Source organism: Fulvimonas yonginensis (genome assembly GCF_037137055.1).
GTDB classification, from domain to species: Bacteria; Pseudomonadota; Gammaproteobacteria; order Xanthomonadales; family Rhodanobacteraceae; genus Frateuria_A; species Frateuria_A yonginensis.
Genome location: NZ_JBBBNY010000002.1, coordinates 123,099 through 149,586 on the forward strand (window position 1 = coordinate 123,099; position 26,488 = coordinate 149,586).

A 26,488-nucleotide genomic window follows, 5' to 3' on the forward strand; every position below is an offset into this window, starting at 1 on the left:
CATTCCTGAAGGACCCCCATGGCAAAGATTCTGATCAGCGGCGGCGAGCCGCTCCACGGCGAAGTGGCGATCTCCGGCGCCAAGAACGCCGTCCTGCCCATCCTCGCCGCCTGCCTGCTCGCCGACGGCCCGGTCACCATTTCCAACGTGCCGCACCTGCACGACGTGACCACGTTCATCGAGCTGCTCGGCCGCATGGGCGTGCAGCTGGTGCTGGACGACCGCATGAAGATGCACGTCGACCCACGCACCATCGAAAGCCACGTCGCCCCCTACGACCTGGTGCGCACCATGCGCGCCTCGATTCTGGTGCTGGGCCCGCTGGTGGCGCGCTTCGGCGAAGCGGAAGTCTCGCTGCCGGGCGGCTGCGCGATCGGTTCGCGCCCGGTCGACCAGCACATCCGCGGGCTGCAGGCGCTGGGCGCCGAGGTCAGCGTGGAGAACGGCTACATCAAGGCCCGGGCGCGGCGCCTGAAGGGCGCGCGCATCGCCATGGACATGGTCACGGTCACCGGCACCGAGAACATCCTGATGGCCGCTACCCTGGCCGAAGGCACCACCGTGATCGAGAACGCCGCGCAGGAGCCGGAGGTGGTCGACCTGGCGCAGTGCCTGGTCGCCATGGGCGCGCAGGTCGAGGGCATCGGGACCTCCACCCTGGTGGTGCACGGGGTCGAGCGACTGCACGGCGCCGAGTACGAAGTGCTGCCCGACCGCATCGAGACCGGCACCTTCCTGGTCGGTGCGGCGATGACCGGTGGCAAGGTGCGCGCGCGCGGCGCGCGCGCCAGCACGCTGGACGCGGTGCTGGCCAAGCTGGAGGAGGCCGGCGCGCACCTGTCCACCGGACCGGACTGGATCGAGCTGGACATGGGCGGGCGCCGGCCGAAGGCGGTCAACATCGTCACCGCACCGTACCCGGCGTTCCCGACGGACATGCAGGCGCAGTTCACCGCACTCAACTGCGTGGCCGAGGGCGTGGGCGTGATCACCGAGACGGTGTTCGAGAACCGCTTCATGCACGCCCACGAGCTGCAGCGCCTGGGCGCGGACATCCGCCTGGAAGGCAACACCGCGATCATCCAGGGCGTGCAGCGCATGAGCGGTGCGCCGATCATGGCCACCGACCTGCGCGCCTCGGCCTGCCTGGTGCTGGCCGGCCTGGTGGCGCAGGGCGACACCACGGTAGACCGCGTGTACCACATCGACCGCGGCTACGAGAACATCGAGGAGAAGCTCGGCGTGCTGGGGGCGAAGATCCGCCGCCTGCCGAGCTGAGCTGCTCACCTTTCACCTGCAGCAAGCCCGCACTGCGTCTTGACGCCTCTCCCCGTCGGGGAGAGGGCCCGGGTGGGGGGGGGCGCTCTTGCGGCAATCTGCTTCGCAGCGGGCCTTGCTTCCTTCCCTGCGATCACCCGCGGCACGAACGCCTTTCCGGCGAGCACCGACCGCTCCCCGGAAGGAGAGGGCTCAAGGCGGGTGCGCGGGCGCCCGGCCCTAGCGGAAGCTCACCAGCTCCATGGTCAGGTCGCCGCCATCCTTCTGCGAGAGCTTCACCGGCAGCGGGTAGCGTCCGGGCGCGTACCAGGCGCTGAAGCCGCGGTCGGCGTCGGTGCGATCGACCCGCACGGCGTCGAAGCTGCCGGCCGGCACGGCGACCCTCTCCTTGCCGCCGACCTTGAACTGCTGCGCCTCCACTTCCTGCTTCACCGCGACGGGCAGGTCGATCTGTTTCCGTCCGTCCTGCAGCGCCAGGCCGATCGCCAGCGCGGTGGTATTGCGCTCGACCATGCCCGGCCTGGCCGGATAGGTGATCGCGCCCTTGCCTTCGTCCACCGTGACCTGGCGCGTGTTCCAGTCCACCACGAGGTGGCGCTGCTTGGCCTTGATGGCGGCATCCAGGCGGTAGTCGTAGCGGATCGCCTCGGGCACGTCGCCCTTCCAGCGGAAGCGCGAGACCTCTTCCACGTCGGCGCCCAGCATGGCGGCCAGGCCCGAGGTGCCGCGCAGGTGCTTGCGGTATTCCCACTGGCCGTCGCCGAGCGGCTTGAGGCTCACGCTGGCCTCGCCCATCGGCGCGCCGTCGCGCAGCACGCGGTAGGTGGCGGTGAACGCCTTGGGCGGGGAAGCCAGGGCCAGGCCGCTGGCCAGGATCAGCACGAGCGCGAGGGCGGGGCGGAGCATGTGTCGTGGCGTCATGCGTTGCAGTGTGCCGCCGGTTCGCTGAACCCGGGGTTCAGGATCGTTCCAGGCCTTGCGGCCCCAGCCGCAGCGGCGCGGCGAGCGGGGCGCCGTCCAGCCACGGGCCGCCGTCGCGCCAGGCCAGCCGGCCGGCGGCCATCAGTGCCACCACGGCCGGCAACAGGCGATGTTCGAGCGGCAGCAGGCGCTGCGCCAGCCGGTGCTCGTCCTCGCCGGCCTCGATCGGCAGCGTGGCCTGCGCCACCACCGGTCCGCCGTCCAGCTCGGCGGTGACGAAGTGCACGCTGGCGCCGTGCTCGAGGTCGCCGGCCGCCAGCGCGCGCCGGTGGGTGTGCAGGCCACGGTACTTGGGCAGCAGCGACGGATGGATGTTCAGCATGCGCCCGACCCAGGGCGCGATCGCCTCGCCGTCGAGGATGCGCATGAAGCCGGCCAGCACGACCAGTTCGGCGCCGCTGGCGGCCAGTTGCGCGAACAGCTCCAGGTCGAAGGCGCGGCGGTCCGGATAGCTCCTGGGGTCGAGCACCAGCGTGGGCACGCCGGCGGCCTCGGCCAGGCGCAGCGCGCCCGCTTGGGCCTTGTCGCTGGCGACCAGCACGAACTCGGCGGCGAGCTCGCCACGGTCGCGCGCGGCCAGCAGCGCGGCCAGGTTGCTGCCGCGTCCGGAAGCGAGGACGGCGATGCGGAGGGGGTGGGGCATGGTCGCTCTGCCAGCTGCCGTTCGCCCGGAGCGCAGGCCCGGTTGCGCTGCGCCCGGGGCGGACGGCTCGTGGGTGTTCAGCCGATGTGGACGCGCTCGTCGCCCTGCGCCTTCACGACCTCGCCGATCACGCGGCTGGCCAGTCCGTGCCTGGCGAGCAGCGCGGCCGCGGCCTCGGCCGCCGCGCGCGGCAGGATCACCGTGAAGCCGACGCCGCAGTTGAAGGTGCGCCACATTTCCTCGCGCGCCACCTTGCCCTCGCGCATCAGCCAGTCGAATACCGGCGGCAGTTCGATCGCGCCCGCGTCGATGGCCAGGCCGAGACCATCCGGCACGACCCGGATGATGTTCTCCTTCAGGCCGCCGCCGGTGATGTGCGCCATGCCGTGGACCGGCTGCTTCCCGAGCAGCTCCAGCATCGGTTTGACGTAGATGGTGGTCGGTGCCATCAGCGCATCGGCCAGCGTCGTGCCGCCGAGGTCGAGATCGAGCGGGTTGCCGGCGCGCTCGAGGATCTTGCGGATCAGCGAGTAGCCGTTGGAGTGCGGGCCGGAGGAGGCCACGCCCAGGACCGCGTCGCCGGCCACGATGGCCTCGCCGGTGAGCAGCTGCGATTTCTCCACCGCGCCGACGGTAAAGCCGGCCAGGTCGTATTCGCCGGGCGGGTACATGTCCGGCATCTCCGCCGTCTCGCCGCCGATCAGCGCGCAGCCGGCCAGCTCGCAGCCTTTCGCGATGCCGCCCACCACGGCGACGGCGGTGTCCACGTCCAGCTTGCCGGTGGCGAAATAGTCCAGGAAGAACAGCGGCTCGGCGCCCTGCACCAGCACGTCGTTCACGCACATGCCGACCAGGTCGATGCCGATCGTGTCGTGCCGGCCCAGCTGCTGGGCCAGCTTCAGCTTGGTGCCCACGCCGTCGGTGCCGGAGACCAGCACCGGCTCGCGGTAGCGGCCGGCCAGGTCGAACAGGCCGCCGAAGCCGCCCAGCCCGCCCATCACCTCCGGACGGAAGGTGCGCTTGACCAGCGGCTTGATGCGTTCGACCACGGCATTGCCGGCGTCGATATCGACGCCGGCGGCGCGGTAGGTGAGGGCGTCGGACATGGCGGCAACCGGCAGCGGAAGGAAACGGCGAATTCTAGCAGCACCCACGCGGCGTCCACCGGGCGGCGGCGCCCGATGGACGCTGCCGGCGGGATTGGGCAGACTGCCGGTCGATCGTTGGTTTCGCAAGGATGAGGCCCATGCGCCTGCCCCGCCTGTTGTCCGCCCTGCTGCTGCTGGGCCTGGTCGCGCCGCTGCACGCGCAGGGCCAGGCGCCGGCCTCGCCCTACACGGTCGTCGTGCCGGTCACCGACACCACCGAGGTGCAGCGTGACGCAGCCTTCGCCACCGCGCTGGGGCAGGTGCTCGAACGGGTCGCCGGCGGGCAGGACCTGCGCGACAAGCCGGGCTACGACGACGCGCTGAAGGGCGCCCCCGGCCTGGTGCAGCAGTTCCAGTACCAGCGGGCCGGCACCGGCATCGTGCTGCAGGTGAACTTCGATCCGGGCGCGGTGCGCCGACTGGTCAAGCAACTGGGGGTGCCCGCGGCCGGGGTGAAGCCGCCGGTGCTGGTGCTGGTGCATGGCAGCGACGGCCAGTTGCTCGGCAAGGACGCGCTGGGTCCGCTGGCGCAGGCCGCGGCGGCCCGCGGCTATACGCTCGCCTATCCGGATCCGGCCGCGCCGCCGGACCCGGCCGCCATCGCCCGCGCCGATCCCGCCGCGCTGGCGCAGGCCACCGGGCGCTACCGCACCGGCCTGATCCTGGTCGGACGGCTGGAGGGCGGCAGTGCGAAGTGGACCCTGGTCTCGGGCGGCAAGCCCCAGCCCTGGAGCGACCAGGCGGTCAGCACCGACGCGCTGCTGGCCGACGCGGGCAACGCACTCGCGGACCAGCTGGGCAAGCAGCTCAACGTGATCGGCGCGAGCATCAGCACCGGCACGCTGTGGGTCGGCAAGGTGAACTCCGCGCAGGCCTACGCCAATCTGCTGGCCCTGCTGCGCAACGACCCGACCGTGCGCGAGGTGAGCACGCTGGGGGCGGACGACCAGGGCTTCACGCTGGCGGTCAAGGCGACCGTGCCGATCGCCGCCCTGGCCGCCAACCTCGCGGCGGGCGGGCGGGTGATCCAGGCCGCGCCGCACGCCGGCGCGGATGCGGCCCTGCAATGGCTGCACTGAAGGGGCCGGGCACGGGCGCCGCGATCGCCCGCCGGGCGATGCCGGTGAGGCACCCGGGCAGGGCCCGACCATGACCCAGGATCTCGCCCGCCGCTGGCAGCTGCTCGCGATCGTGCTGGTGATCGGCTTCCTGGTGTGGCTGCTCGCGCCGGTGCTGATGCCTTTCGCGGTGGCGGCGATGCTGGCCTACCTCGGCGATCCGCTGGCCGACCGGCTCGAGCAGCTGCGCATGAACCGCACCTGGGCGGTGAGCGTGGTGTTCTTCGTGCTGGCGCTGCTGCTGGTCGGCTCGCTGCTGCTGCTGGTGCCGCTGATCTCCGACCAGGTCGAGAACCTGATCCACAACCTGCCGCACTACGTGGACTGGGTGCAGAACACCGCCTTGCCCTGGGTGCAGCGCAAGCTCAACCTCGACCCGGACACCTTCGACACCCGCCGGCTGATGGATGCCCTGCGCGCGCACATCGGCTCGGTCGGCGCAGTGGCCACCACGGTGGTCGGCAAGGTGTCGCGCTCGAGCATCGGTGCCTTCATGTGGCTCACCAACCTGGTGCTGGTGCCGGTGGTGAGCTTCTACCTGCTGCGCGACTGGGACCGGCTGATCGCCTACGTCGACAGCGTGCTGCCGCGCTCGGTGCAGCCGACGGTGGCACACCTGGCGCGCGAGGCGGACGCGGTGCTGGGGGCATTCGTGCGCGGCCAGCTGCTGGTGATGCTGGCGCTGGGCCTCTTCTACGGCGCCAGCCTGACCCTGGTGGGGCTGTCGGTCGGCCCGCTGATCGGCATGGTCGCCGGCCTGCTCAGCTTCGTGCCGTACCTGGGCTTCATGGTGGGCTTCGGTGCGGCGATCGTCGCCGCCCTGGTGCAGTACGGCGACTGGACACACACGCTGCTGGTCTGCGGCGTGTTCGTGGTCGGGCAGTTGCTGGAGGGCTACGTGCTGGTGCCCAAGCTGGTCGGCGACAAGATCGGCCTGCATCCGGTGGCGGTGATCTTCGCCGTGCTCGCGGGCGGCTACCTGTTCGGCTTCCTGGGCGTGCTGCTGGCCCTGCCGGCCGCCTCGGTGATCCTGGTGCTGCTGCGCTACCTGCTGGAGCGCTACCGCCTGAGCGAGCTGTACACCGACGCCGGCCCCGACGACCCGGTAGTGGCGCAGGTGGACGTGACCGTGAAGACGCCGCAGGGCGCCGGCACGGCAAACGCGGACGTACCGGCACCGCGCGGGCCGGGCGGCGAGGCGCCATGATTCCGCAGCTGCCGCTCGCACTGCGCTGGCCGCGCCGGCAACGCTTCGAGCACTTCCACGCCGGAGCGAATGCCGCCGCGCTGGCGGCGGTGCGCGCGCTGGCGGAGGCGCCAGGCGCGCCCTGGGTCTACCTGCACGGGCCCGCCGGCAGTGGCCGTAGCCACCTGTTGCTGGCCGCCTGCCAGGCGGCCAGCGCCGCGGGACGGCGCGTGCAGTACCTGCCGCTGACCGCGATGCACGAGCACATCGGCGCCTTGCGCGGCGTGGGCAGCAGCGAGCTGCTGGCGATCGACGACCTGGGCGTGCTGGCCGGCGAGCGTGCGGCGGAGCACGCGCTGTTCGACCTGTACAACCAGGTCCGTGCCGAGGGGGGCGCGATGTTGTTCGCTGCCGGTGCGGCGCCCGCGCAATTGGGGCTGGGTCTGCCGGACCTGCGCTCGCGGCTGGGTGCGTGCACGCAGTTCGCGCTCAAGCCGCTGGACGACGCCGAGCGGCGGGCGGTCCTGAAGGAACAGGCCGGTGCGCGCGGGATCGGCCTCGACGAGGCGGTGCTGGACTGGCTGTTCGCCCGCTATGCGCGCGATCTGGCCGCGCTGCTGGATCTGCTGGACCGGCTCGACCAGGCCTCGCTCGCCGCCAGGCGGCGCATCACCGTGCCGTTCCTGCGCGAGTTCCTGCGCGAGCACCCCGAAAGCTAGGGGAAACCGCGGGAAGCGCTGCCGGGCGACAGGCTTCCCGCGTGGCCGGTCACTTCTCGCCTTCGGCCTGCTTGCCTTCCTCGATCAGCTCGCGCACGCGCTGGCCGCCCTTGTGGCCGAGTTCCGAATAGCCCTCGGGGCCGAGCTGTTCCTTGCGGATCTCGCCGCCCTTGTGGCCGCCCTTCTGGCCGGCCTCGCGCACCGTCATCTCGCCCTTGTCGTGCTGGTTGTCGCTTTGCTTGGTCATGTCGTCACCTCGCTTCGCCGTGGTTGCGGCCCGCGTCGGCGGGCCGCGGGTGGGTCATTTGCGCTGGTCGCCGCGGCCTTCGGCCTGCTTGCCTTCCTCGATCAGCTCGCGCACGCGCTGGCCGCCCTTGTGGCCACCGATCTCGCCACCCTTGTGGCCGGCCTCGCGGACGGTCATGTCGCCCTTGTCGTGCTGGCTGCCGCCGGCGTGCTTGCCGCGCTGATCCTGGTTCTTCTGCTGGGTCATCTCGTTCTCCCGGTAAGGCGCCTCAATGCGGGCGCTGTTCGTTCTGGCGTGCTTCGACCTGGCGCCCGCGATTGATCAGTTCGCGCACGCGCAGGCCACCCTTGCGGCCCGCCTCGCGCACGCTGAGCTTGCCGCGTGCGCCGTCGACCGCGCGGTTGGAAGCGTGGGCCTGCTTGCTGTTCGAATCACTGCCTGGGGACTGTTGCCGGCTCATGGGGTTATCTCCTGGACATCCGATCGATGGTTCGCAACGTCGACTGGTCGCCGTCCCGGCGCCCAGCGAAAAACGAGCGGGTTCGGGCGGGGATCCGGACCCGCTTTCCGCCCACCGGCACGCACGTGCCTCGATGGCGACGAGCGCTCCCTCGCTCGCAAGGGCATCGCGACGCGCACGAGCCCTTCGGACGGCCAAGGGCGTTGCAACGCGGATGCCAGCCCGAGGTGCGCTTTGCAGCGGGGCCGCGCGTGGCGACGGCTGGAAAAATCGGCGACCGCTGGAAAGATCTACAGCAGCGTCCGCCTGCCCCCCAGCCAGGCGGCTGGCCGCTCCCGGGATCGATGCGCGCACAAAAAAAGGGCGCCCGCCGGGCGCCCTCGGGTCGATCGGACCGCCGCTCAGGCCTTGAGCAGCGCCGGCGTCGCGTGCGCGCCGATCGCCTCGGTCATCGCCTTGGTCACGTGCAGGTTGCCGGCGATCAGGTTGCCGCTGGCCGGCATGCCGTCGCGGCCGGCGAAATCGCCGTAGCGTCCGCCGGCCTCGCGCACCAGCAGGACGCCCGCGGCCATGTCCCAGGGCTTGAGGCCGATCTCGAAATAGCCGTCGTAGCGCGCGGCGGCGGTGTAGGCCAGGTCGAGCGCGGCGGAGCCCGAGCGGCGGATGTCCTCGGCCTGGCCGAGCAGGGCACGGGTCATCGCCAGCTGGGCGTCCAGGTGCTCGCGCTGGCGGTAGGGGAAGCCGGTGGCGATCATTGCGCCGCCGAGGTTCTCGCGCTTGCCCACACGGATGCGCCGGTCGTTGAGATAGGCGCCGTCGCCCTTGCTGGCGGTGAACAGCTCGTCGCGCAGCGGATCGAACACCACGCCGTAGACCGGTACGCCCTTCTCGACCAGGGCGATCGACACGGAGAAATGCGGGATGCCGCGCAGGTAGTTGTGCGTGCCGTCCAGCGGATCGATCACCCAGGTCAGCGGATTCTTGCCGATCGCGCCGCTTTCCTCTGCGAGGATGGCGTGGTCGGGGTAGGCGCGACGCAGTTCCTTGACGATCTCGGCCTCGGCCAGGCGGTCGACCTCGGAAGCGAAGTCCATGCGCTGCTTCTCGACCACGTGCAGGCCGTCGATGCGGTTCATGTAGCGCAGGATCACGTTGCCTGCGGCGCGCGCGGCACGGGCCGCGATGGTGACGGCGGGTCTTGGCATGGCTTCGGCTTTGGGAAAAGAGCGGAAATGCGGCCGGCGATTCTAGCAGAGCCGGCGTAGGACCGTTCCGGGCGGCTATCCTTGGCGATCCTTGCCTTGCGTTCTGGCTGCCATGACCGACCTCGCCGACCTCACCCGACGGTTCCGTTTCGTGCTCGTGCGTACCTCGCATCCGGGCAACATCGGCAGCGCGGCGCGGGCGATCCGCACGATGGGCTTCACCCGGCTGGACCTGGTCGCACCGGCGGAATTCCCCAGTCGCGAGGCCGATGCGCTGGCGGCGAACGCGGTGCACGTGCTGGCCGAGGCGGGGGTGCACGATGCGCTGGTCGACGGGCTGGCCGGCGTGACCTTCGCGCTGGGCCTGTCGGCGCGCCGGCGTGGCGTGAACCTGCCCGAACTCACGCCGCGCGAGGGCGCGGCACAGGCGCTCGCCGCGGCGGCGAGCGGCGGACAGGTGGCGCTGGTGTTCGGCAACGAGCGTACCGGGCTGGAGAACGAGGAGCTGGCGCGCTGCCACGCGATGGTGCGCATCCCCAGCGTGGACGACTACAGCTCGCTCAACCTGGCCCAGGCGGTGCAGGTGATGGCCTACGAGCAGCGCCTGGCGATGCTCGGCGACGCACCGCCGCCACCACCGGAGCACGACGAGCCGCCGGCCGATGCCGCGCGCATGGAGCGCTTCTTCGAGCACCTCGCGCAGACCCTGGACGACATCGAGTTCCACAAGGGCCGCGAGCCGACCACGATCATGTTGCGCCTGCGCCGACTGTTCCAGCGGGCGCAGCCGGACGAGCGCGAGCTGCGCATCCTGCACGGCGTGCTGGCCGATGCGCAGCGGATGGCGATGCTGGCCAAGCGCACGTAGGCCTGCAAACCGTAGGCTCGGTTCGCCGTCCCCGCCTAGGGCGCGACCGGCGCCAGCGTCTCCACGTACACCAGCTCGCAGGCCCCGTTGCCGGTGTCCTCGCGGCTGAGCGAGGTGCGCCAGCGCCAGCCGTCCGGACGACTGGCGTCGACCAGGAAGCCCTCCAGGTGCACCAGCTCGCCGGGACGCACGCGGTCCATGGCCCGGCGCACGCCGTCGTCCGCCGGGATCAGGTGCATGTTGGCGCTGGAGGTCTCGATCTCGCGGCGCGGGATGGGGAACGCGTCCACGTGCCAGTAGTAGAAGCGGTCCGACTGGCGGATCGCGATGGCCGAGAGCACCGCGCTGTCGGACATGCGACCCCAGCCGAGCGCCAGGTCCATCGGCGCGAGCGCGGCGCCGCCGTCGAAGCGGTAGTCCTCGCGGGAAAGCACGCGCGCGGTCAGCGCGAAGTGGGCGCGGGTGCGCAGGGTCGTGTCGCCGCGCTGCAGTACCGCGCCATCGTCCAGGTCGACCTGCTCGGGCGCCGCCGGGGCCAGCACGCCCGGTGGCGGGTGCAGCGGGCGCTGTCGCCACCAGCCCAGCGCGCCCCAGACGAGCACCACGGACAAGCCCAGCCACAGCAGTCGCCGCATCGTGTTTCCCCCTGTGGGAAGGGTATCAGGCGCGCTTGCGTCGCGCGCCGTCGGCGGGCTCGGCCAGCCCGGGCCGGAGCAGTTCCGGCGGCAGGCTGCGCACCACCCCGGCGAAGCGCTCGAGGAAGGGCCCCAGCGACGAGCTCTTGCGCCACACCAGCGCGATGCGGCGGCTCGGCGCGTGGCCGGCGAATTCCAGCAACTGCACGTTCTCGGTGCGCGCCACCGGCGGCTTGATCGCCAGGGTGGGCAGCAGCGTGATCCCGACGTTGGCGGCCACCATCTGCCGCAGCGTCTCCAGGCTGGTGGCGCGGAAGCCGACCTTCTCGCCGGCGCCGGCGAGCTGGCACAACTCCAGCGCCTGGTCGCGCAGGCAATGGCCGTCCTCCAGCAGCAGCAGGCTCTCGTCCTCCAGGTCGGCCAGCTTCAGGCGTGCCTTGCGATGCGCCAGCGGGTGGTCGTCGGGCACGGCCAGCACGAACGGTTCCTCGAACAGGAACTCGGCATGCAGGCTTTCCTCGTGGATCGGCAAGGCGAGAATGCCCACGTCCAGCGAGCCCTCGCGCAGCATGCGCATGACCTGCTCGGTCTTCTCCTCGATGAGCAGCAGCTCCAGGCGCGGGAAGCGCCGGCGCACCAGCGGTACCAGGTGCGGCAGCAGGTAGGGGCCCAGCGTGGGGAACACGCCCAGGCGCAGCTTGCCCGCTTCCGGGTCGCGCGTGCGCTGGGCGATGGCCTTGATCTCCTCGACCTCGGCCAGCACGCCGCGCGCGCGACGCGCGATCTCGCGGCCGGTCTCGGTGAGCAGCACCTTGCGCGGCGTGCGCTCGACCAGCGCCACGCCGAGCTCGTCCTCGAGCTTCTTGATCTGCGTGGAAAGGGTCGGCTGGCTGACGAAGCTGGCCTCGGCCGCGCGCCCGAAATGGCGGTGCTCGGCCAGCGACACGAGGTAGGAGAGGTCGCGCAGGTTCATGTCGTGCTCCGATAGGCCGTGCCTATGATTGTGATGGCAACAATCAATTTGAACAATGTCCAGGGGCTGCGTAACCTTGCTCCCGTGACGCGTCGTCCACGGCGCCCATGATGCTCTAACCGATCGCTTTTTCACCCGTACTTCAAGGAGAGACACATGCTCACCATCGGCGACAAGTTCCCCCAGTTCAGCGTGCCCGCCACCGTCTCGATCGAGAGCCTGGAAAAGGCCTTCACCACGATCGACAACAACACCTACAAGGGCAAGTGGCTGTGCGTGTTCTTCTATCCGAAGGACTTCACCTTCGTCTGCCCGACCGAGATCAAGGGCTTCTCGGACGTCAACCAGCAGTTCGCCGACCGTGACTGCCAGGTGCTGGCCGCCAGCACCGACTCGGAGTTCGTGCACCTGGCCTGGCGCAAGGACCACAAGGACCTGCGCGACCTCCAGTTCCCGATGCTGGCCGACATCAAGAAGGACCTCAGCAACGCGCTGGGCATCCTGACCGCCGACGGCGTGGCGCAGCGCGCGACCTTCCTGGTCGACCCCGAAGGCGTGATCCGCTTCGTCTACGTGACCGACGGCTCGGTCGGCCGCAACCCGCAGGAAGTGCTGCGCGTGCTCGATGCGCTGCAGACCGACGAGCTGTGCCCGTGCAACTGGCACCAGGGCGAAGAGACCCTCAAGGTCGCCTGATCGGCTCCACCCGCAGTACCCCGCGCGTCCGACCCCTCCCTCCCCCGCAGGGCGCGCGGGTTCCCCGGCCGGCGGCACTCCCCTTCGCCGCCGGCCCTTTTCCCCGCATCCAGTAGGTGTCCCATGAGCCTTGCCGACCTCAAGAGTCAGCTGCCCGACTATGCCAAGGACCTGCGCCTGAACCTCGACTCGGTGCTGACCGAGGGCGGGGCGCCCGGTCTCACCCAGAAGCAGATCATGGTGGTCGCGCTCGCCGCGGCGATCGCCTCGCGCTACAAGCCGCTGACCCGCGCGGTGGCCGAGGAGGCCGCGCAGCACGCCAGCGCCGAGGAGCTCAATGGCGCCCGCGTGGCCGCCTCCATCATGGGCATGAACAACATCTACTACCGCTTCGTGCACATGGTGAGCGAGCCGGAGTACGGCACCCTGCGTGCCGCGCTGCGCATGAACGCGATGGCCAACCCCGGCGGCGCCAAGATCGACTTCGAGCTGGCCTCGCTGGCCGTCTCGGCGGTCAACGGCTGCGGCATGTGCGTGGACTCGCACGAGAAGACCCTGCGCAAGCACGGCCTCTCCGCCCAGCCGATCCAGAGCGCGATCCGCATCGCCGCCGTGATCCATGCGGTCGCGGTGGCGCTGGAGCAGGCCGACGTGGCCGGCTGAGCCTTCCCGGTCCCGAGTCCGCGAGCCCGGCCAGCGATGGCCGGGCTTTTTTCTGCGCAGCGGGGGAGAAAGCCGTGGGCCGGAAGGCGGCGGCGCGGCGCTTGGCTGCCGCCGGTGCGGAAGTGGCGACGGCCTTCACGTCTGCTCCAGCTCATCCATGCCTTTTGGCACTGTGTCACAAGTCATGCCCGGCCTAGCTTCGGGCGTTGCCTTCACAGTCCCTGGGGAAAACCAACATGCGTCGACTCGTCCGCCCCCTCGTGCTCACCGCGCTCGCCGCCTGCTGCGGCGCCGCGTTCGCCGCCACCGCCGACCAGGTGCCGCACGGCAAGCTGCCGCGCTGGGCCGTGCCGGAGTCCTACACGCTGTCGTTCAAGGTCGATCCGCGGCAGCAGGACTTCTCCGGCACCACCACCATCAAGGTGGACCTCAAGCAGGCCTCCGACCACATCTGGCTGCACGGCCGCGAGCTGAAGGTATCCAAGGTCACGGTGACCGACGCGGCCGGCAGGACCCACGCGGCCAGGTACGTCGAGGCGGCGCCGAAGGAGGGCGTGGTGCGGGTCGACTTCGCCGGCACGCTCAAGCCGCAGGAGCTCACCCTGCGCTTCGACTACACCGCGCCGCTCAACATGCAGCTGCAGGGCCTGTACAAGGTCAGCCACGAAGGCATCCCGTATGCGATGACGCAGATGGAGCCGATCAGCGCGCGCTACGCCTTCCCCGGCTTCGACGAACCCGATTTCAAGACGCCGTTCGACATCAGCCTGACCATCCCGAACGACGAGAAGGCCGTCGCCAACACCAAGCAGGTCAAGGAAACGCCCGCGGGCAACGGCTGGAAGACGCTGAGCTTCTCCACCACCAAGCCGCTGCCGACCTACCTGGTCGCCTTCGGCGTGGGCCCGTGGGACATCGTCGCCGGCCCGGACATCTCGCCGGACGCCTACCGCGCCACGCCGTTGCAGCTGCGCGGCATCGCCGCCAAGGGCGAGGGCCACCGGATGCAGCACGTGCTGTCCGAGACGCCGAGCATCATCCACACGCTGGAGGACTACTACGGCTTCGGCTATCCGTGGGACAAGCTCGACCTGCTCGCCGCGCCGGACTTCGCCGCCGGCGCGATGGAGAACGCCGGCCTGGTGACCTTCCGCGACTGGCTGCTGCTGCTCGATCCCGATTCGCCGGCGCAGTACGTGCGCGGCTCGTTCAACGTCAACGCCCACGAGCTGGCCCACCAGTGGACCGGCGACACCGTCACCACCGCCTGGTGGAACGACATCTGGCTCAACGAGGCGTTCGCCACCTGGATGCAGCAGAAGGTGACGATGAAGGTGCATCCGGAATACCGCGCAGACCTCGACCGCGTGCGCGGCGCGCAGTTCGCGATGGACAACGACAGCCTGGTCACCGCGCGCAAGATCCGCCAGCCGATCACCGGCAACGGCGACATCGAGACCGCGTTCGACTCGATCACCTACCAGAAGGGCGCCAGCGTGCTCGGCATGTTCGAGGGCTACGTGGGCGAGAAGACCTTCCAGCAGGGCATGCGCCAGTACATCCAGGACCACAAGTTCTCCATCGCCACCGCCGACGACCTGGTCGACTCGATCGCCAAGGCGGCCGACAAGGGCGAGAACTTCAAGCAGGCGTTCAAGAGCTTCCTCAACCAGCCCGGCGTGCCCTACGTGCAGACGCAGCTGATGCAGAAGGACGGCCAGACCGTGCTCAAGCTCAGCCAGAGCCGCTACCTGCCGGTCGGCAGCAAGGGCAGCGCGAAGCACGTGTGGGGCGTGCCGGTGTGCGTGCGCTACGGCACCGCCGACGGCAGCAGGGTCAACTGCGAGCTGCTGGAGAAGGCGCAGGGGACCATCGCGCTGCCGGGCGCCAGCGCCGGCACCTGGGTGATGCCCAACGCCAACGCCAGCGGCTACTACCGCTTCGGCATGGACAAGGCCGACCTGGCGCGGCTGGGCGAGCAGATCGGCCATCTCACCGATGCCGAACAGCTGGCCTACGCCGACGCGGCCGAGGCGAGCTTCCACCACGGCGACATCAACGCCGGCGACCTGCTCGCCGCGCTCAAGCCGCTGACCGCCTCGCGCGTTCGCGAAGTGGCCATCGCGCCGATCAGCAGCTACGAATGGATCCGCCGCTACCTGGCGCGCACCGACGCGCAGCGCAACGCGCTGGACGCCTGGGCCAAGACCGCCTACCTCCCGCGCATGCAGCTGCTGGGCTACCACCGCAAGGCCGGCGAGCCGGACGGCGACTCCCTGCTGCGCAGCACGCTGGCCGGCTTCCTCGCGCTCGACGTGAAGCTGCCCGAGGTGCGTGCCGAGCTGCTCAAGCAGGGCGACGCGGCGCTGCAGCGCAAGGCCGACGGCCGCCTGAACCTCGATGCCGCCGATCCGGACCTGCTCGACACCGCGCTGGCGGTGGCGGTGCAGGAACACGGCAAGAGCGCGGTCGACGCCCTCATGGCCGAGTTGCCCAGGACCTCCGACCCGGCCCTGCGCAACGCCATGCTGGCGGGCCTGAGCGAGGTCCAGGATCCGGCGCTGGCCGAGCAGGTGCGCAACTTCGCGCTGGACAAGCAGGTGAAGGTCGGCGAGATGGCCGCCCTGCTGCGCGGCGGGCGTGACACCCGCGCCCAGCGTGACGCGATGTGGAAGTGGGCGGTCGGGCACTACGACCAGATCGTGGCGCGTACCGGCAGCTTCGCCGGCGGCCGCCTGCCGAGCCTGATGGGCGGCGGTGGCTGCTCGAAGGACGAGGCCGACCGCCTGCAGTCGTTCTTCAAGACCCGCGCCAAGGACGTCACCGGCGCCGAGCGCGGCCTGGCGCAGACCACCGAGGAGACCCTGCTGTGCGCGGCGCTGGTGGCCAAGCAGGACCCGCAGGCGATTCTGCACTGAGGGCCCAGACCGCGCTCTGGTGAAAAGCCGGGCGGCAACGCCCGGCTTTTTATGCCCTCCCCCAGCCGGGGAGCGGGTCGGCCGAGGGGCCGGGGCTCCCGGAAGGGCGTCGCTGCGCCGAAACCTTCTTTCGCTCATCCTCGCGCACGCGCGTCCTCTCCCGCAGCGGGGAGGGAGACACATCCCGCGTTGGCTACACTGGCGCCCCGTCTTGCCGCGCCCGCCGAATGAAGCAAGTCCGTACCCTCCTGTCGGCTGCCGCCGATCGTCTCGGCGAACGCGCCGACGCCGAGATCCTGCTCGCCCACGCGCTCGGCAAGCCGCGCAGCTGGCTGATCGCGCACGCCGACGACACGCTGGGCGATTCCGCCGTGGCCGACTTCCATGCGTTGCTGGGGCGCCGCGCTCAGGGCGAGCCGGTGGCCTACCTCACCGGGCGTCGCGGTTTCTGGACGCTGGAGCTGGCGGTGACGCCCGCCACGCTGATCCCGCGGCCGGAAACCGAGCTGCTGGTCGAGCTGGCGCTGGCGAAATTGCCGCGGACCGGCACGCCCCGCGTGGTGGACCTCGGCACCGGCAGTGGCGCCGTCGCACTGGCGATCGCCCGCGAGTGCCCGCATGCCCGCGTGCTGGCCACCGACGCCAGCGCCGAGGCGCTGGCGGTGGCGCGCCGCAATGCCGAGACCAACCGGATACGCAACGTGGCCTTCGCGGAGGGCGACTGGTTCGCCGCCTTGCCGGGCGAACGCTTCGACCTGCTCGTCTCCAACCCGCCCTACATCGCCGCGGACGATCCGCATCTGGCGCAGGGCGACCTGCGTTTCGAACCCGCCGGCGCGCTGGCCTCCGGACACGACGGCCTGGACGACATCCGGCATATCGTCGCCGGCGCTCCGGCGCACCTGCGGGCGGGCGGATGGCTGCTGTTCGAGCATGGATGGGACCAGGGCGCGGCGGTGCGCGGCCTGCTCGAGGCGGCCGGCTATCGCGAGGTGTTCACCGCGCAGGACCTGGGCCGGCGCGATCGGGTCAGCGGGGGGCGTGCAACGGCCGGCTGAGCCCGCCGAGGCGGGCGGGCTGGCGGCGCGCCGCGCCCGCCCGTGGAGCTCACCCCGCGCTGGCGGCGACGCTGGCCAGCTGCGGGAAGCGCGCGCGGATGGCGTTGCGGATGCCGGGCAGGTCCAGCCCGGCCATGCTCAGCACTTCCTCGCGGCTGCCGTGTTCCAGGTAGAGGTCCGGCAGGCCCAGGTGCAGGATCGGCTTGAGGAGGCCGTGCGCGGCCAGGCATTCGGCCACCCCGGAGCCGGCGCCACCGGCGATGGCGTTGTCCTCCACGGTGACGAAGGCGTCGTGGGTCTTCGCCAGTTCCAGGATCAGCGCCTCGTCCAGCGGTTTGACGAAGCGCATGTTGACCAGCGTGGCGTCGAGCTCGGCGGCCACCACGGCGGCCGGGGCCAGCATGGCGCCGAAGGAGAGGATCGCCAGGTTGCGGCCGCGGCGGCGCAGCTCGGCCTTGCCGATCGGCAGCGTGTCCAGTTCCTTGCGCACCGCCGCGCCGGGGCCGGTGCCGCGCGGATAGCGGATCGCCGCCGGGCCGCAGTGGCGGAAACCGGTGGTGAGCATCATCCGGCACTCGTTCTCGTCGGCCGGGGCCATGATCAGCATGTTCGGCAGGCAGCGCAGGAAGGACAGGTCGAAGCTGCCCGAATGGGTAGCGCCGTCGGGCCCGACCACGCCGGCACGGTCGATCGCGAAGGTCACGTCGAGGTTCTGCAGCGCCACGTCGTGGATGGCCTGGTCGTAGGCGCGCTGCAGGAAGGTGGAGTAGATCGCCACTACCGGCTTGGCGCCTTCGCAGGCCATGCCGGCGGCCAGCGTCACCGCGTGCTGCTCGGCGATGGCGACGTCGAAGTAGCGGCTCGGGTACTCCTTCGAGAAGCGCACCAGGCCGGAGCCCTCGCGCATGGCCGGCGTGATGCCCAGCAGGCGCTCGTCGGCGGCGGCCATGTCGCACAGCCACTCGCTGAAGATGTCGGTGTAGGTCGGCTTGGCCGGTGCGGCCTTCTTGACCACGCCGGCGAGCGGATCGAACGGGCCGACCGCGTGGTACTCGATCTGCTCCTGCTCGGCCGGCGCGTAGCCCTTGCCCTTGGTGGTGATCACGTGCAGCAGCTGCGGCCCCGGCAGGTTCTTCACCGTGCGCAGCGCGTGCAGCAGTTGCGGCAGGTCATGGCCGTCGATCGGGCCGGTGTAGTGGAAGCCGAGCTCCTCGAACAGGGTCGAGGGCACGAACATGCCCTTGGCGTGCTCTTCCCAGTTGCGGAAGAAGCGGCCGAGAAACGACTCGCGCGGAAGCGCCCGCTTGGCCCGCTCGCGCACCGCGTTCAGGCGGCGGCTGGCCATCGCGCGCGCCATCATCTTGGTCAGCGCGCCGACGTTCTCGCTGATCGACATGCCGTTGTCGTTGAGCACGACCAGCATGTTCGGCGCCACGTCGCCGCCGTGGTTGAGCGCCTCGAAGGCCATGCCCGCGGTCATCGCGCCGTCGCCGATCACCGCCACCACCTTGCGCGCGTCGCCCTTGCGCTGCGCGGCGATGGCCATGCCCAGCGCGGCCGAGATCGAGGTCGAGGAATGGCCAACGCCGAAAGTGTCGTACTCGCTCTCCTCGCGGCGCGGGAACGGCGCCAGGCCGTCCTTCTTCTTGATCGTGGTGATGCGGTCGCGGCGCCCGGTGAGGATCTTGTGCGGATAGCACTGGTGGCCCACGTCCCATACCAGGCGGTCGTGCGGGGTGTCGAACACGTGGTGCAGCGCGACGGTCAGCTCGACCACACCCAGGCCCGCGCCGAAGTGGCCGCCGGAGCTGGCCACCGATTCGATCAGGTACCGGCGCAGCTCGTCGGCCACGGCGGGCAGCTCCGCATCCGGCACGCGGCGCAGGTCGGCCGGCGCGTCGATCTGCGCCAGGTGGGGGTAGCGGGAATGGTCGATCATCCGCGTATTGTTGGCCCAGCCGCGAGGCGGGGCAAGGGCGGCGACGTGAACGGATGCGGGCGCCGTGCACGTCCGGCACACAAATCCGCACGCAAGCTGCGTGCCATCGGTCTTCCCCCCGGGTGCAGCCATGTCCAAGCTATCGAAGGCTTTCCGCAGCTTCGCCGAGGCGACCGCCCGCTATTCGGGCAAGCCCGCCGCCTTCCTGATCGCCGCCGGCATCGTGATCGTCTGGGCGGCGACCGGGCCGCTGTTCGGCTTCGGCGACACCTGGCAGCTGGTGATCAACACCGGGACCACCATCATCACCTTCCTGATGGTGTTCCTGATCCAGAACACCCAGAACCGCGACAGCGCGGCGCTGCAGATCAAGCTGGACGAACTGATCCGTACCAGCCGCTCACGCAACGCCCTGCTGGACGTGGACAACCTGGACGAGGACTCGCTCGAGCGCATCCGCGAGATGTACCGCAAGCTCGCCCACAAGAAGGAGGAGGAGGCGCGCCGCAGCCGGGGCGCCGGCCGCCGCGTGCGCCGGGAAGACGAGCTGGAGGAGGCCTGCGAGGAGGTCAAGGAGATCGACCGCGAACTGGCCAGGGCCAGCGCCGACCATCCGGACCCGGGCGGCGGCCCGGAGCAGAAGGACTAGCTCATCGCCCGGCGGCGGTCGCGCGGCAGGTGACTGACCAGGAATTCCATCTGGTCGGCCAGGATGTTGCGGTTGGACAGGATCAGGTGTTCCACCCAGCTCGGCCGGTACGGCACCGCCAGCAGCGGCATGTGCGCCTGCTGCGGTGTGCGGTTGGCCTTCTTCAGGTTGCAGGCGAGGCAGGCGCTGACCACGTTCTCCCACTCGTCGCGCCCGCCCTGCGAGACCGGTTCGACGTGGTCGCGGGTCAGCTCGCCGCGCGGGAACTGGTTGCCGCAGTACAGGCACAGGTGGCGGTCGCGGGCGAACAGCGCGCTGTTGGTCAGCGCCGGCGCGGGATCGATGGCGTGGTCGCGGCAGTGGCCGGTGCTGGCCACGATCGGGTGCAGCTCCAGCCGGCTGCGCTGGCCGAGCGCGCGGTTGTGGCCGCCGTGCACGGTCAGGCAGGGGTCGCCCAGGGTCCAGGCGACGGCCTCGCGTACGTAGAGGCAGACGGCGTCCTGCCAGCTGATCCAGTCGAGGATGCGGCCGGCGGCGTCCAGCGAGAGTACCCGGGTCGCGTTGAGATCCCGACGCGGCACTTCCATCAGCATGCGGTTTCCTTCACCAGTTCGAGGGTGGGTGGTCGATGCAGCGATGCGCTCGCGGCCAGCATAGCCCAACTCGATGACGGTTCGCGCGATAAGCATTTGACGCGCTTGGCAGATGGGGGTCCGGAGCACCGATTCGCCCGGGCGCAGCGGCACTGATATAGTCACGCGTTCGCGACCCGACGCCGGGTTTGGGAGGGGGAGCCATCGGTGGCGACCCCGGCACGGCGGGGCAGAGGTAAGAAGACGTGGCTGAAGTACTTTTCTACGAGCGCCCGGTGCCGCTCAACCGCACCCAGCACAAGGACCTGCGCCTGAAGGGCATCCCGAACGTGAAGTTCGCCGCCCAGGCGCATTCGGTGCCGCTCACCGGCGCCGAATTCCCGGCAGCCGCGCGCGACCTGCCGATCCTGTTCGCCGGCCAGAGCATCGAGGACGCCGGCCCGATGGCGCTGCTGGGCCTGCGCCAGAACGAGAACCTGCTGGTCGACGAGAACGGCCACTGGGCGCCGGGCGTGTACGTGCCGGCCTTCGTGCGCCGCTATCCGTTCATCCTGGCCGAGAAGCCGGCCGGCGCCGAGGGCGATGACTTCACCGTGTTCCTGGACGAGGCCTACGAAGGCTTCGGCACCGAGGAGGGCGAGCGCCTGTTCAAGGAAGACGGCACCGACAGCGAGATGCTGACCAATGCGGTCGGCTTCCTGGGCGAGTTCCAGCAGCACGTGGTGCGCACGCAGTGGTTCATGGACCAGCTGCGCAAGCACGACCTGCTCGAGCCGCGCGGCATCCGCCTGGAGAAGGAAGGCAGCACGATCAACCTCAACGGCCTGTTCGTGGTCAACGAGCAGAAGCTGCGCCAGCTCGACGAGAAGACCACGCACGAGTTCCTGAAGGAAGGCGTGCTGGGGTGGATCTACGCGCACCTGCTGTCGCTGCCCAACGTCGACCGCCTGGCGCAGCGCCTGAGCCAGCGCGAGATGGCCGGCGCCACCGCCAACTGATCGCGGGTCCGCGCGCGCGACAGCCGAGTGGTTTAAGAGAGCACTAAGCACCCTCTGCAAGGATGGCGCCATGCGCCATCCTTTTTTTTGCCTGCTCGCCGCCGGCGTGGTGCTCGCCGGCTGCGCCAGCTACCGCCCCGCACCGGTCGATCCGGCGGCGACGCGCGCGCAGTGGCAGGCACGCCGGCTGGACGACCCGGCGCTCGCCGTGCGGCTGCGGCCCTGGCTGCCCGCGCGCGACCATGGCCGCTGGCCGCCCGAGCGCTACGGCCGCGCCGAGCTGCTGCTCGCGGCCTTGGCGCTGAACCCGGATCTGGCCGAAGCGCGGGCGCACCTGGCCGAGGCGAGCGCCGCGGTGCGAACCGCCGGGGCACGGCCCAACCCCACCGTCAGCCTCGCGCTGGAGCGCTATACCCAGGCCCAGGCCGACGGCGCGCCGTGGCTGTGGGGCATCAGCACCGACCTGCTGCTCGACACCGCGCTGCGCCGGCGCCTGCGCGTGCAACTGGCCGATCAGGCCGTGCGCGGCGCACGGTTGGACTACGCCGAAAAGGTGTGGGCGGTGCGCGCCGCCGTGCGCGATGCGCTGGCCGAGCGCCTGCTCGCGCAACGGCGGCTGGCGCTGGCCGACGAAGGCGTGCGCCTCGCCGCTGCGCTGGAGCAGGCCGCGCGCCAGCGCGCCACGCTGGGGGAGGACAGCCCGCAGGCCGAGCTGCAGGCTGCCCAGACCCTGGCGCAGGCGCGCAGCGCGCAGGCCGGCGCCGCCCAGCAGGCGGCCGGGGCGGACGCCCGCCTGGCCCGCGCCATCGGCGTGCCGGGCGACGCGTTGCAGGGCCTGCAACTCGACTGGGCGGGCTTCGAGCGGCCCACCGCGCCCGACCGGGCGCAGGTGGCGGCGCTGGCCGACCATGCATTGCTCGCGCGCGCCGACCTCGAACGCGCGCTGGTCGACTACGCCAGCCGCGAGACCGAACTGCACCAGCAGGTGCGCGCGCAGTACCCGCAGCTTTCGCTGGGCCCGGGCTACACCTACGACCACGGCATCCGCAAGCTCACCTTCAACGCCAGCGCCAGCGTGCCGCTGTTCAACCGCAACCAGGGGCCGATCGCCGAGGCGCGGGCGCGCCGCGACGCGGCCGCCGCCCACGTGCGCACGGTGCAGGCCGACATCGCCAGCGCGATCGAGGCGGCGCGTCGGCGCCTGGCCGCGGCATTGCCCGCGCTGGCCGCCGCGCGTGCCGGCGAGCAGGCCGCCGCGCGGCAGCAGGCACAGGCCGAACGCGCCTTCGCGCTGGGCGCGGTCGACCGTCCGGCCCTGCTGGCCGCGCGCCTCGCCGCCCTCGCCGCGCGGCAGACCGCGCTGGACGCGCTGGGCCTGGCCTGGCAGGCGGTTGCGGCGCTGGAGGACGCGCTGCGTGCCCCGCTGGACCCCGCCGAGGCTGCCCTGTGGCCCGGCCCCGGAGACACGCCATGAGCCCCTACCTGCGCCTGGCCGGCGTCGTGCTGGCAGTCCTGTCCGCGGCCTGCGCGGCCACCGAGCTGGACACCGCGGCCCAGGCCAGACTCGGCCTGCGGCTGGCCACCCTGGCCGACGGCCGCATGCCGCCGGCCACGCGCGCGATCGCCGATGTGCTGGATCCCACGCCGCTGGCCCATGCGGCGGATGCGGTCCGGGTGGCGCAGGCCGATGCGTCCGCCTCCGACGCGGAAGTGGCGCGGACGCGCACACTGCTGGCGGCGCAGGGCAACGCCTCGCGCAAGGCGCTCGAGGCGGCGCAGGTACAGGCGGCTGCGGCCCGCGCGAAGCTGCGCGAGGCGCGCGTCGCGCTGCGCAGCCGGTGGGGCGACGACCTGGCGGACATGGACCCCGGCAAGCGCGACACCCTGATCGACGCGCTGATCGCGGGCCGTCAGGTGCTGCTCAAGGCCGAGCCGCTGGGCCGGCCGGACGCGCTGCAGCGGGCGCAGGGCGCCGTGCTGCACCTGCCGCACGGCCAGGACGCGACGGCGAAGGTGCTGGGGCGCCTGCCGCGCAGCCGTTCGGGCCTGGCCGCCGGCTGGCTGCTGCTGGCGCCTGCAGGCCCGCTGGTGCCCGGCATGGTGCTGACCGCCCAACTGCAAGGGGAAGGGCCGCCGCAGCACGGTGTGCTGTTGCCGAGGAGCGCGATCGTGCGCTGGAACGGCCTGGCCTGGGCCTATGTCGCCACCGACGCCACCCACTTCGAGCGGCGCGCGGTGGTGCCGCGCGCCATGGCGCCGGCCGGCTGGCTGGTCGGGCCGCCGTTTCGCGCCGGCGAGCGGGTGGTGGTGCAGGGCGCCGAGGCGCTGGTCGCGGTCGATGCCGCGCCGTCGCCCGGCAGCGCCGCCGAGCCCGCGGACGACGACTGACGTGCTCGCCGCGATCGTCCGCAGCGCCCTGCGCGCGCCCTGGTGGGTCGTCCTGGCCGCGGTCCTGCTGCTCGTGCTGGGCGTGCAGCGGCTGCGCGACGCGAAGTACGACGTGTTTCCCGATTTCGTCCCGGCGCAGGCCACCGTGCAGGTGGAGGCGCCCGGGTTCACCGCCCTGCAGGTCGAGCAGCGCGTCACTCAGCCGATCGAGAACGCGGTCAACGGCGCCCACGCGGTACAGGTGGTGCGCTCGCAGTCGATCCAGGGGCTGGCCGTGATCGACGTGGTGTTCGACGAGGGCACGGATCCGTTCCGCGACCGCCAGCTGCTGGCCGAACGGGTGACCGAGGCGGCGGCCAACCTGCCGCAGGGCGCGGAGGCGCCGAGCCTCAGCCCGATGACGTCCTCCACGATGGACCTGCTCAAGTTCGGCCTGGTCAGCGACCGGCTCGACCCGCTCGCGCTGCGGGGCCTGGCCGACTGGACGGTCAAGCCGCGCCTGCTGGCCGTGCCCGGCGTGGCCGATGCCATCGTGTTCGGCGGCGGCGTGCGCGAGTGGCAGGTACGCGTGCATCCGGACCGCCTGGCCGCCTACGGACTGACCCTGGAGGACGTGCGCACCGCCGCCGCGGCGGCCACCGGCGTGCGCGGCGCCGGTTACGTCGACACGCCCAGCCAGCGCGTGGTGCTGGAAGCCGACGGCGGCCTCGACGACCCGGCGCAACTGGGCCGCACCGTGCTGACCCGGCACGGCGGACGCAACGTCACCCTCGCCGATGTCGCCAGCGTGACCGTAGGGGCGGCGCCGGCCTTCGGCGACGCGCGCATCGATGCCCGCCCCGGCGTGCTGGTGGCGATGACCAGCCAGTACGGCAGCAACACGCTGGAGGTCACCCGCGCCGTGGAGAAGGCGCTGGACGACTTGAAGCCCATGCTGCGCGCGCAGGGCGTGACGCTGGTGCCGGCCCTGCACCGGCCGGCCACCTTCGTCGAGGTGGCGCTGGCCAACATGCGCGACGCGCTCGCCTTCGGAGCGGTGCTGGTGCTCGTCGTGCTGGTGCTGTTCCTGAAGGACTGGCGCACCGCGCTGATCTCCTTCGCCAGCATCCCGCTGTCGCTGGCGCTCGCGGTGCTCGCGCTGCGCTGGTTCGGCTGGACGATCAACACCATGACCCTGGGCGGCCTGGCGGTGGCCCTGGGCGTGGTGGTGGACGACGCCATCATCGACGTGGAGAACATCAATCGCCGCCTGCGCGTGGCCGGCCACGGCGCACCGCGGCTGGCCACGATCCTGGCCGCCTCGGTCGAGGTGCGCCGCCCGGTGGTGCTGGCAACCGTGGTGGTGGGACTGGTGTTCGTGCCGATCCTGCTGCTGCCCGGCCTGCAGGGGAGCTTCTTCGCGCCGCTGGCCGGCGCGTTCCTGCTGGCCACCTTCGCCTCGCTGCTGGTGGCGCTCACGGTGACGCCGGCACTGTGCCTGCTGCTGCTGCGCACCGACCGGCGCCACCGCGAGCCGCGCTGGCTCAAGCGGGTGAAGCTGGCCCAGCACCGCCTGCTCGTACGCGCGCTGCCGCATGCGCGTGCGCTGCTCGCCGCCGCGCTGGTGGTCGGCGTGCTGGCGCTGGTCGCGCTGCCGTTCTTCGGCGCCTCGCTGCTGCCCGAGTTCCGCGAAGGACATTTCGTGGTGCAGGTGACCGGCCCCTCCGGCACCTCGCTGGCGGAGATGGACCGCATCGGCGAGCGGCTCAGCCGCGGCGCGCTGGCGATCCCGGGCGTGGCCAGCGTGTCGATGCAGATGGGGCGCGCCGAGGCGGTGCAGGACACCTGGCCGCCCAATCGCGGCGAACTGCACGTGGAGCTCAAGCCGCGCCTGTCCGCCACCGTGCAGATCCGCGTCGAGGACGCGTTGCGTCGGCTGGTCGACGGCTATCCCGGCATCAGCGCCGAGGTAGTGACCTTCCTCGGCGACCGCATCAGCGAATCGCTCTCGGGTGAGACCGCACCGGTCACCCTCAGCCTGTACGGCCAGGACCTCGACCGCCTCGATGCGCTCGCCGCCCAGGCGCAGGCGATCGTGCGCAAGGTGCCCGGCGCCGGCAGCGTGCGCCTGGACACCTCGCCCAGCGTGCCGACCATCCGCATCGCGCCCGATCCCGACCGGCTCGCCGCGCACGGCCTGCGCATGACCGACGTGCTCGACGCGATCGCCGCCGCGCACCAGGGCGTGATCGTGGGCCACGTCTACCGCGGCGTGCAGCCGGTGGCGATCCGGCTGGCGCTGGACGACCCGGCCGGCACGGACCCGGAGGCGGTCGGCACGTTGCTGCTGCCCACCGTCGACGGCCAAAGCGTGCCGCTGTCCGACGTGGCCACGATCGACCTGGTCCGGGGCCGGGCCAGCGTGCAGCACGAGGGCGGTCGCCGCCGGCTGGTGCTGGCGGTGACGCCCACCAGCACCGACGTGGTGGGCTTCGTGGCGCGTGCGCGCGCCGCGCTGGACCGGCAACTGAAGCTGCCCGCCGGCTACTACGTGGAGTTCGGCGGCGCGGCCGAAGGTGCCGTGCAGGCGCGGCACGCGCTGCTGCTGCACAGCGCGCTGGCGGCGGCGGCGATCGTGGCGCTGCTGCTGCTTTCCTTTCCGGAGCGGCGCAGCGTGGCGCTGATCCTCGCCAACGTGCCGTTCGCGCTGGTCGGCGGCGTGATCGCCGCGGCACTGGCCGGCGGCGTGCTGTCGATCGGCGCGCTGGTCGGCTTCGTCACGCTGTTCGGCATCGCCGCGCGCAACACGATCATGCTGATCGCGCACTACGAGCACCTGGTCGGCCAGGAGGGCGCCCACTGGAACCGGTTCACCGTGCTGCGCGGCGCACGCGAGCGGCTGACCCCGATCCTGATGACCGCGCTGGTGACCGCGCTGGGGCTGCTGCCGCTGGCGCTGGGCAACGGCGAGCCGGGGCGCGAGGTGGAGGGCCCGATGGCGATCGTGATCCTGGGGGGGCTGCTGAGCTCCACCGTGCTCAACCTGCTAGTGATGCCGGCGCTGGCCGGCCGCTACCTGCGCCCGGTGGCGCCCTCCCGCTCCGGCGGATAGCACTCGCTCGGCGCCGCCCGCCGGCGGCGAGCGG

At 71.6% G+C, this 26,488-nt stretch carries 24 protein-coding genes and 1 pseudogene; 14 read left to right on the forward strand and 11 right to left on the reverse strand.

Features of this window, described 5'->3' with window-relative positions:
* Window positions 1–18: 18 nt before the first annotated feature.
* Window positions 19–1,278, forward strand: coding sequence for a UDP-N-acetylglucosamine 1-carboxyvinyltransferase (gene murA, locus WAT24_RS03625; protein ID WP_336806469.1), 1,260 nt, complete (start codon window positions 19–21; stop codon window positions 1,276–1,278).
* A gap of 219 nt (window positions 1,279–1,497) precedes the next feature.
* Here the strand turns inward: murA and WAT24_RS03630 are convergent, their stop codons facing one another.
* The 3 genes from WAT24_RS03630 to purM all read right to left on the reverse strand — a co-directional run bounded on the left by WAT24_RS03630 (window position 1,498) and on the right by purM (window position 4,008).
* On the reverse strand, window positions 1,498–2,184 hold the full coding sequence (locus WAT24_RS03630) for a DUF3108 domain-containing protein (RefSeq protein ID WP_336806470.1): 687 nt from the start codon (window positions 2,182–2,184) through the stop codon (window positions 1,498–1,500).
* Window positions 2,185–2,236: 52 nt separating this feature from the next.
* On the reverse strand, window positions 2,237–2,902 hold the full coding sequence (purN, locus tag WAT24_RS03635; protein WP_336806471.1) for a phosphoribosylglycinamide formyltransferase: 666 nt from the start codon (window positions 2,900–2,902) through the stop codon (window positions 2,237–2,239).
* Window positions 2,903–2,979: 77 nt separating this feature from the next.
* Window positions 2,980–4,008 carry a phosphoribosylformylglycinamidine cyclo-ligase gene (gene purM, locus WAT24_RS03640; protein WP_336806472.1) on the reverse strand — a complete coding sequence of 343 codons (1,029 nt, stop codon included), beginning with the start codon at window positions 4,006–4,008 and terminating at the stop codon, window positions 2,980–2,982.
* A 140-nt stretch (window positions 4,009–4,148) separates the two neighbouring features.
* Between purM and WAT24_RS03645 the strand changes: the two genes are divergently transcribed.
* The 3 genes from WAT24_RS03645 (at window position 4,149) to hda (ending at window position 7,073) form a co-directional block, all read left to right on the forward strand.
* Entirely contained in the window at window positions 4,149–5,129 is a 981-nt protein-coding gene (locus WAT24_RS03645) for a DUF2066 domain-containing protein (RefSeq protein ID WP_336806473.1), read from the forward strand.
* Between the two features lie 70 nt (window positions 5,130–5,199).
* A complete protein-coding gene (locus WAT24_RS03650) occupies window positions 5,200–6,375 on the forward strand; it encodes an AI-2E family transporter (protein WP_336806474.1) in 1,176 nt (391 codons plus the stop codon).
* A complete protein-coding gene (gene hda, locus WAT24_RS03655; protein ID WP_336806475.1) occupies window positions 6,372–7,073 on the forward strand; it encodes a DnaA regulatory inactivator Hda in 702 nt (233 codons plus the stop codon). Before WAT24_RS03650 ends, hda begins: the two co-directional genes overlap by 4 nt.
* A gap of 49 nt (window positions 7,074–7,122) precedes the next feature.
* Here the strand turns inward: hda and WAT24_RS03660 are convergent, their stop codons facing one another.
* The 4 genes from WAT24_RS03660 to WAT24_RS03675 form a co-directional block, all read right to left on the reverse strand.
* Window positions 7,123–7,320: a hypothetical protein gene (locus WAT24_RS03660; protein ID WP_336806476.1), complete on the reverse strand. Its 198-nt coding sequence runs from the start codon at window positions 7,318–7,320 to the stop codon at window positions 7,123–7,125.
* 54 nt (window positions 7,321–7,374) lie between these two features.
* Window positions 7,375–7,566, reverse strand: a complete 192-nt coding sequence (locus WAT24_RS03665; RefSeq protein WP_336806477.1) for a hypothetical protein — start codon at window positions 7,564–7,566, stop codon at window positions 7,375–7,377.
* 22 nt (window positions 7,567–7,588) lie between these two features.
* Window positions 7,589–7,780 (reverse strand): hypothetical protein, encoded by a 192-nt coding sequence (locus WAT24_RS03670; protein WP_336806478.1) that lies wholly within the window; start codon window positions 7,778–7,780, stop codon window positions 7,589–7,591.
* A 401-nt stretch (window positions 7,781–8,181) separates the two neighbouring features.
* Window positions 8,182–8,985: an inositol monophosphatase family protein gene (locus tag WAT24_RS03675; RefSeq protein ID WP_336806479.1), complete on the reverse strand. Its 804-nt coding sequence runs from the start codon at window positions 8,983–8,985 to the stop codon at window positions 8,182–8,184.
* A 112-nt stretch (window positions 8,986–9,097) separates the two neighbouring features.
* Here WAT24_RS03675 and WAT24_RS03680 point away from each other — a divergent pair, with 112 nt between their 5' ends.
* Window positions 9,098–9,853 (forward strand): RNA methyltransferase, encoded by a 756-nt coding sequence (locus WAT24_RS03680; protein ID WP_336806480.1) that lies wholly within the window; start codon window positions 9,098–9,100, stop codon window positions 9,851–9,853.
* A 35-nt stretch (window positions 9,854–9,888) separates the two neighbouring features.
* Here the strand turns inward: WAT24_RS03680 and WAT24_RS03685 are convergent, their stop codons facing one another.
* Entirely contained in the window at window positions 9,889–10,488 is a 600-nt protein-coding gene (locus WAT24_RS03685; RefSeq protein ID WP_336806481.1) for a hypothetical protein, read from the reverse strand.
* 25 nt (window positions 10,489–10,513) lie between these two features.
* Window positions 10,514–11,461 (reverse strand): DNA-binding transcriptional regulator OxyR, encoded by a 948-nt coding sequence (gene oxyR, locus WAT24_RS03690; RefSeq protein WP_336806482.1) that lies wholly within the window; start codon window positions 11,459–11,461, stop codon window positions 10,514–10,516.
* A gap of 156 nt (window positions 11,462–11,617) precedes the next feature.
* On the opposite strand from oxyR, the gene WAT24_RS03695 reads away from it, so the two are divergent.
* From WAT24_RS03695 to prmC, 4 genes are all read left to right on the forward strand, one after another.
* On the forward strand, window positions 11,618–12,157 hold the full coding sequence (locus tag WAT24_RS03695; protein ID WP_336806483.1) for a peroxiredoxin: 540 nt from the start codon (window positions 11,618–11,620) through the stop codon (window positions 12,155–12,157).
* Between the two features lie 123 nt (window positions 12,158–12,280).
* A complete protein-coding gene (gene ahpD, locus WAT24_RS03700) occupies window positions 12,281–12,820 on the forward strand; it encodes an alkylhydroperoxidase, AhpD family (RefSeq protein ID WP_336806484.1) in 540 nt (179 codons plus the stop codon).
* Between the two features lie 236 nt (window positions 12,821–13,056).
* Window positions 13,057–15,738: a M1 family metallopeptidase gene (locus tag WAT24_RS03705; RefSeq protein WP_336806485.1), complete on the forward strand. Its 2,682-nt coding sequence runs from the start codon at window positions 13,057–13,059 to the stop codon at window positions 15,736–15,738.
* 227 nt (window positions 15,739–15,965) lie between these two features.
* Window positions 15,966–16,796: a peptide chain release factor N(5)-glutamine methyltransferase gene (gene prmC, locus WAT24_RS03710; protein ID WP_336806486.1), complete on the forward strand. Its 831-nt coding sequence runs from the start codon at window positions 15,966–15,968 to the stop codon at window positions 16,794–16,796.
* 49 nt (window positions 16,797–16,845) lie between these two features.
* On the opposite strand, the gene dxs is transcribed toward prmC, so the two are convergent.
* Window positions 16,846–18,735, reverse strand: a complete 1,890-nt coding sequence (gene dxs / locus WAT24_RS03715; RefSeq protein WP_336806487.1) for a 1-deoxy-D-xylulose-5-phosphate synthase — start codon at window positions 18,733–18,735, stop codon at window positions 16,846–16,848.
* 130 nt (window positions 18,736–18,865) lie between these two features.
* On the opposite strand from dxs, the pseudogene WAT24_RS03720 reads away from it, so the two are divergent.
* Window positions 18,866–19,282, forward strand: a pseudogene (locus tag WAT24_RS03720) (low affinity iron permease family protein); the annotation flags it as partial.
* Window positions 19,283–19,380: 98 nt separating this feature from the next.
* Here the strand turns inward: WAT24_RS03720 and WAT24_RS03725 are convergent.
* The gene (locus WAT24_RS03725; protein WP_336806489.1) at window positions 19,381–19,977 is read right to left on the reverse strand and encodes an HNH endonuclease; all 597 of its coding nucleotides are present in this window, start codon (window positions 19,975–19,977) and stop codon (window positions 19,381–19,383) included.
* Window positions 19,978–20,222: 245 nt separating this feature from the next.
* Between WAT24_RS03725 and WAT24_RS03730 the strand changes: the two genes are divergently transcribed.
* The 4 genes from WAT24_RS03730 (at window position 20,223) to WAT24_RS03745 (ending at window position 26,454) form a co-directional block, all read left to right on the forward strand.
* Complete coding sequence (locus WAT24_RS03730; RefSeq protein WP_336806490.1) at window positions 20,223–20,975, forward strand: SapC family protein; 753 nt, start codon at window positions 20,223–20,225, stop codon at window positions 20,973–20,975.
* A 70-nt stretch (window positions 20,976–21,045) separates the two neighbouring features.
* A complete protein-coding gene (locus WAT24_RS03735; RefSeq protein WP_336806491.1) occupies window positions 21,046–22,449 on the forward strand; it encodes a TolC family protein in 1,404 nt (467 codons plus the stop codon).
* Window positions 22,446–23,363 carry an efflux RND transporter periplasmic adaptor subunit gene (locus tag WAT24_RS03740; RefSeq protein WP_336806492.1) on the forward strand — a complete coding sequence of 306 codons (918 nt, stop codon included), beginning with the start codon at window positions 22,446–22,448 and terminating at the stop codon, window positions 23,361–23,363. Before WAT24_RS03735 ends, WAT24_RS03740 begins: the two co-directional genes overlap by 4 nt.
* Window position 23,364: 1 nt before the next feature.
* Entirely contained in the window at window positions 23,365–26,454 is a 3,090-nt protein-coding gene (locus tag WAT24_RS03745; RefSeq protein ID WP_336806493.1) for an efflux RND transporter permease subunit, read from the forward strand.
* The last annotated feature ends 34 nt before the right edge of the window (window positions 26,455–26,488 follow it).

Bases quoted from the DNA above. Each gene is read 5' to 3' on its own strand.
- WAT24_RS03645 (WP_336806473.1), top strand. From the start codon at position 4,149: ATGCGCCTGCCCCGCCTGTTGTCCGCCCTGCTGCTGCTGGGCCTGGTC.
- WAT24_RS03660 (WP_336806476.1), bottom strand. From the start codon at position 7,320: ATGACCAAGCAAAGCGACAACCAGCACGACAAGGGCGAGATGACGGTG.
- WAT24_RS03650 (WP_336806474.1), top strand. From the start codon at position 5,200: ATGACCCAGGATCTCGCCCGCCGCTGGCAGCTGCTCGCGATCGTGCTG.
- WAT24_RS03725 (WP_336806489.1), bottom strand. From the start codon at position 19,977: ATGCTGATGGAAGTGCCGCGTCGGGATCTCAACGCGACCCGGGTACTC.
- WAT24_RS03665 (WP_336806477.1), bottom strand. From the start codon at position 7,566: ATGACCCAGCAGAAGAACCAGGATCAGCGCGGCAAGCACGCCGGCGGC.
- WAT24_RS03630 (WP_336806470.1), bottom strand. From the start codon at position 2,184: ATGCTCCGCCCCGCCCTCGCGCTCGTGCTGATCCTGGCCAGCGGCCTG.
- WAT24_RS03675 (WP_336806479.1), bottom strand. From the start codon at position 8,985: ATGCCAAGACCCGCCGTCACCATCGCGGCCCGTGCCGCGCGCGCCGCA.
- purN (WP_336806471.1), bottom strand. From the start codon at position 2,902: ATGCCCCACCCCCTCCGCATCGCCGTCCTCGCTTCCGGACGCGGCAGC.
- WAT24_RS03685 (WP_336806481.1), bottom strand. From the start codon at position 10,488: ATGCGGCGACTGCTGTGGCTGGGCTTGTCCGTGGTGCTCGTCTGGGGC.
- murA (WP_336806469.1), top strand. From the start codon at position 19: ATGGCAAAGATTCTGATCAGCGGCGGCGAGCCGCTCCACGGCGAAGTG.
- dxs (WP_336806487.1), bottom strand. From the start codon at position 18,735: ATGATCGACCATTCCCGCTACCCCCACCTGGCGCAGATCGACGCGCCG.
- WAT24_RS03735 (WP_336806491.1), top strand. From the start codon at position 21,046: ATGCGCCATCCTTTTTTTTGCCTGCTCGCCGCCGGCGTGGTGCTCGCC.
- prmC (WP_336806486.1), top strand. From the start codon at position 15,966: ATGAAGCAAGTCCGTACCCTCCTGTCGGCTGCCGCCGATCGTCTCGGC.
- purM (WP_336806472.1), bottom strand. From the start codon at position 4,008: ATGTCCGACGCCCTCACCTACCGCGCCGCCGGCGTCGATATCGACGCC.
- WAT24_RS03670 (WP_336806478.1), bottom strand. From the start codon at position 7,780: ATGAGCCGGCAACAGTCCCCAGGCAGTGATTCGAACAGCAAGCAGGCC.
- WAT24_RS03705 (WP_336806485.1), top strand. From the start codon at position 13,057: ATGCGTCGACTCGTCCGCCCCCTCGTGCTCACCGCGCTCGCCGCCTGC.
- hda (WP_336806475.1), top strand. From the start codon at position 6,372: ATGATTCCGCAGCTGCCGCTCGCACTGCGCTGGCCGCGCCGGCAACGC.
- ahpD (WP_336806484.1), top strand. From the start codon at position 12,281: ATGAGCCTTGCCGACCTCAAGAGTCAGCTGCCCGACTATGCCAAGGAC.
- oxyR (WP_336806482.1), bottom strand. From the start codon at position 11,461: ATGAACCTGCGCGACCTCTCCTACCTCGTGTCGCTGGCCGAGCACCGC.
- WAT24_RS03740 (WP_336806492.1), top strand. From the start codon at position 22,446: ATGAGCCCCTACCTGCGCCTGGCCGGCGTCGTGCTGGCAGTCCTGTCC.
- WAT24_RS03695 (WP_336806483.1), top strand. From the start codon at position 11,618: ATGCTCACCATCGGCGACAAGTTCCCCCAGTTCAGCGTGCCCGCCACC.
- WAT24_RS03680 (WP_336806480.1), top strand. From the start codon at position 9,098: ATGACCGACCTCGCCGACCTCACCCGACGGTTCCGTTTCGTGCTCGTG.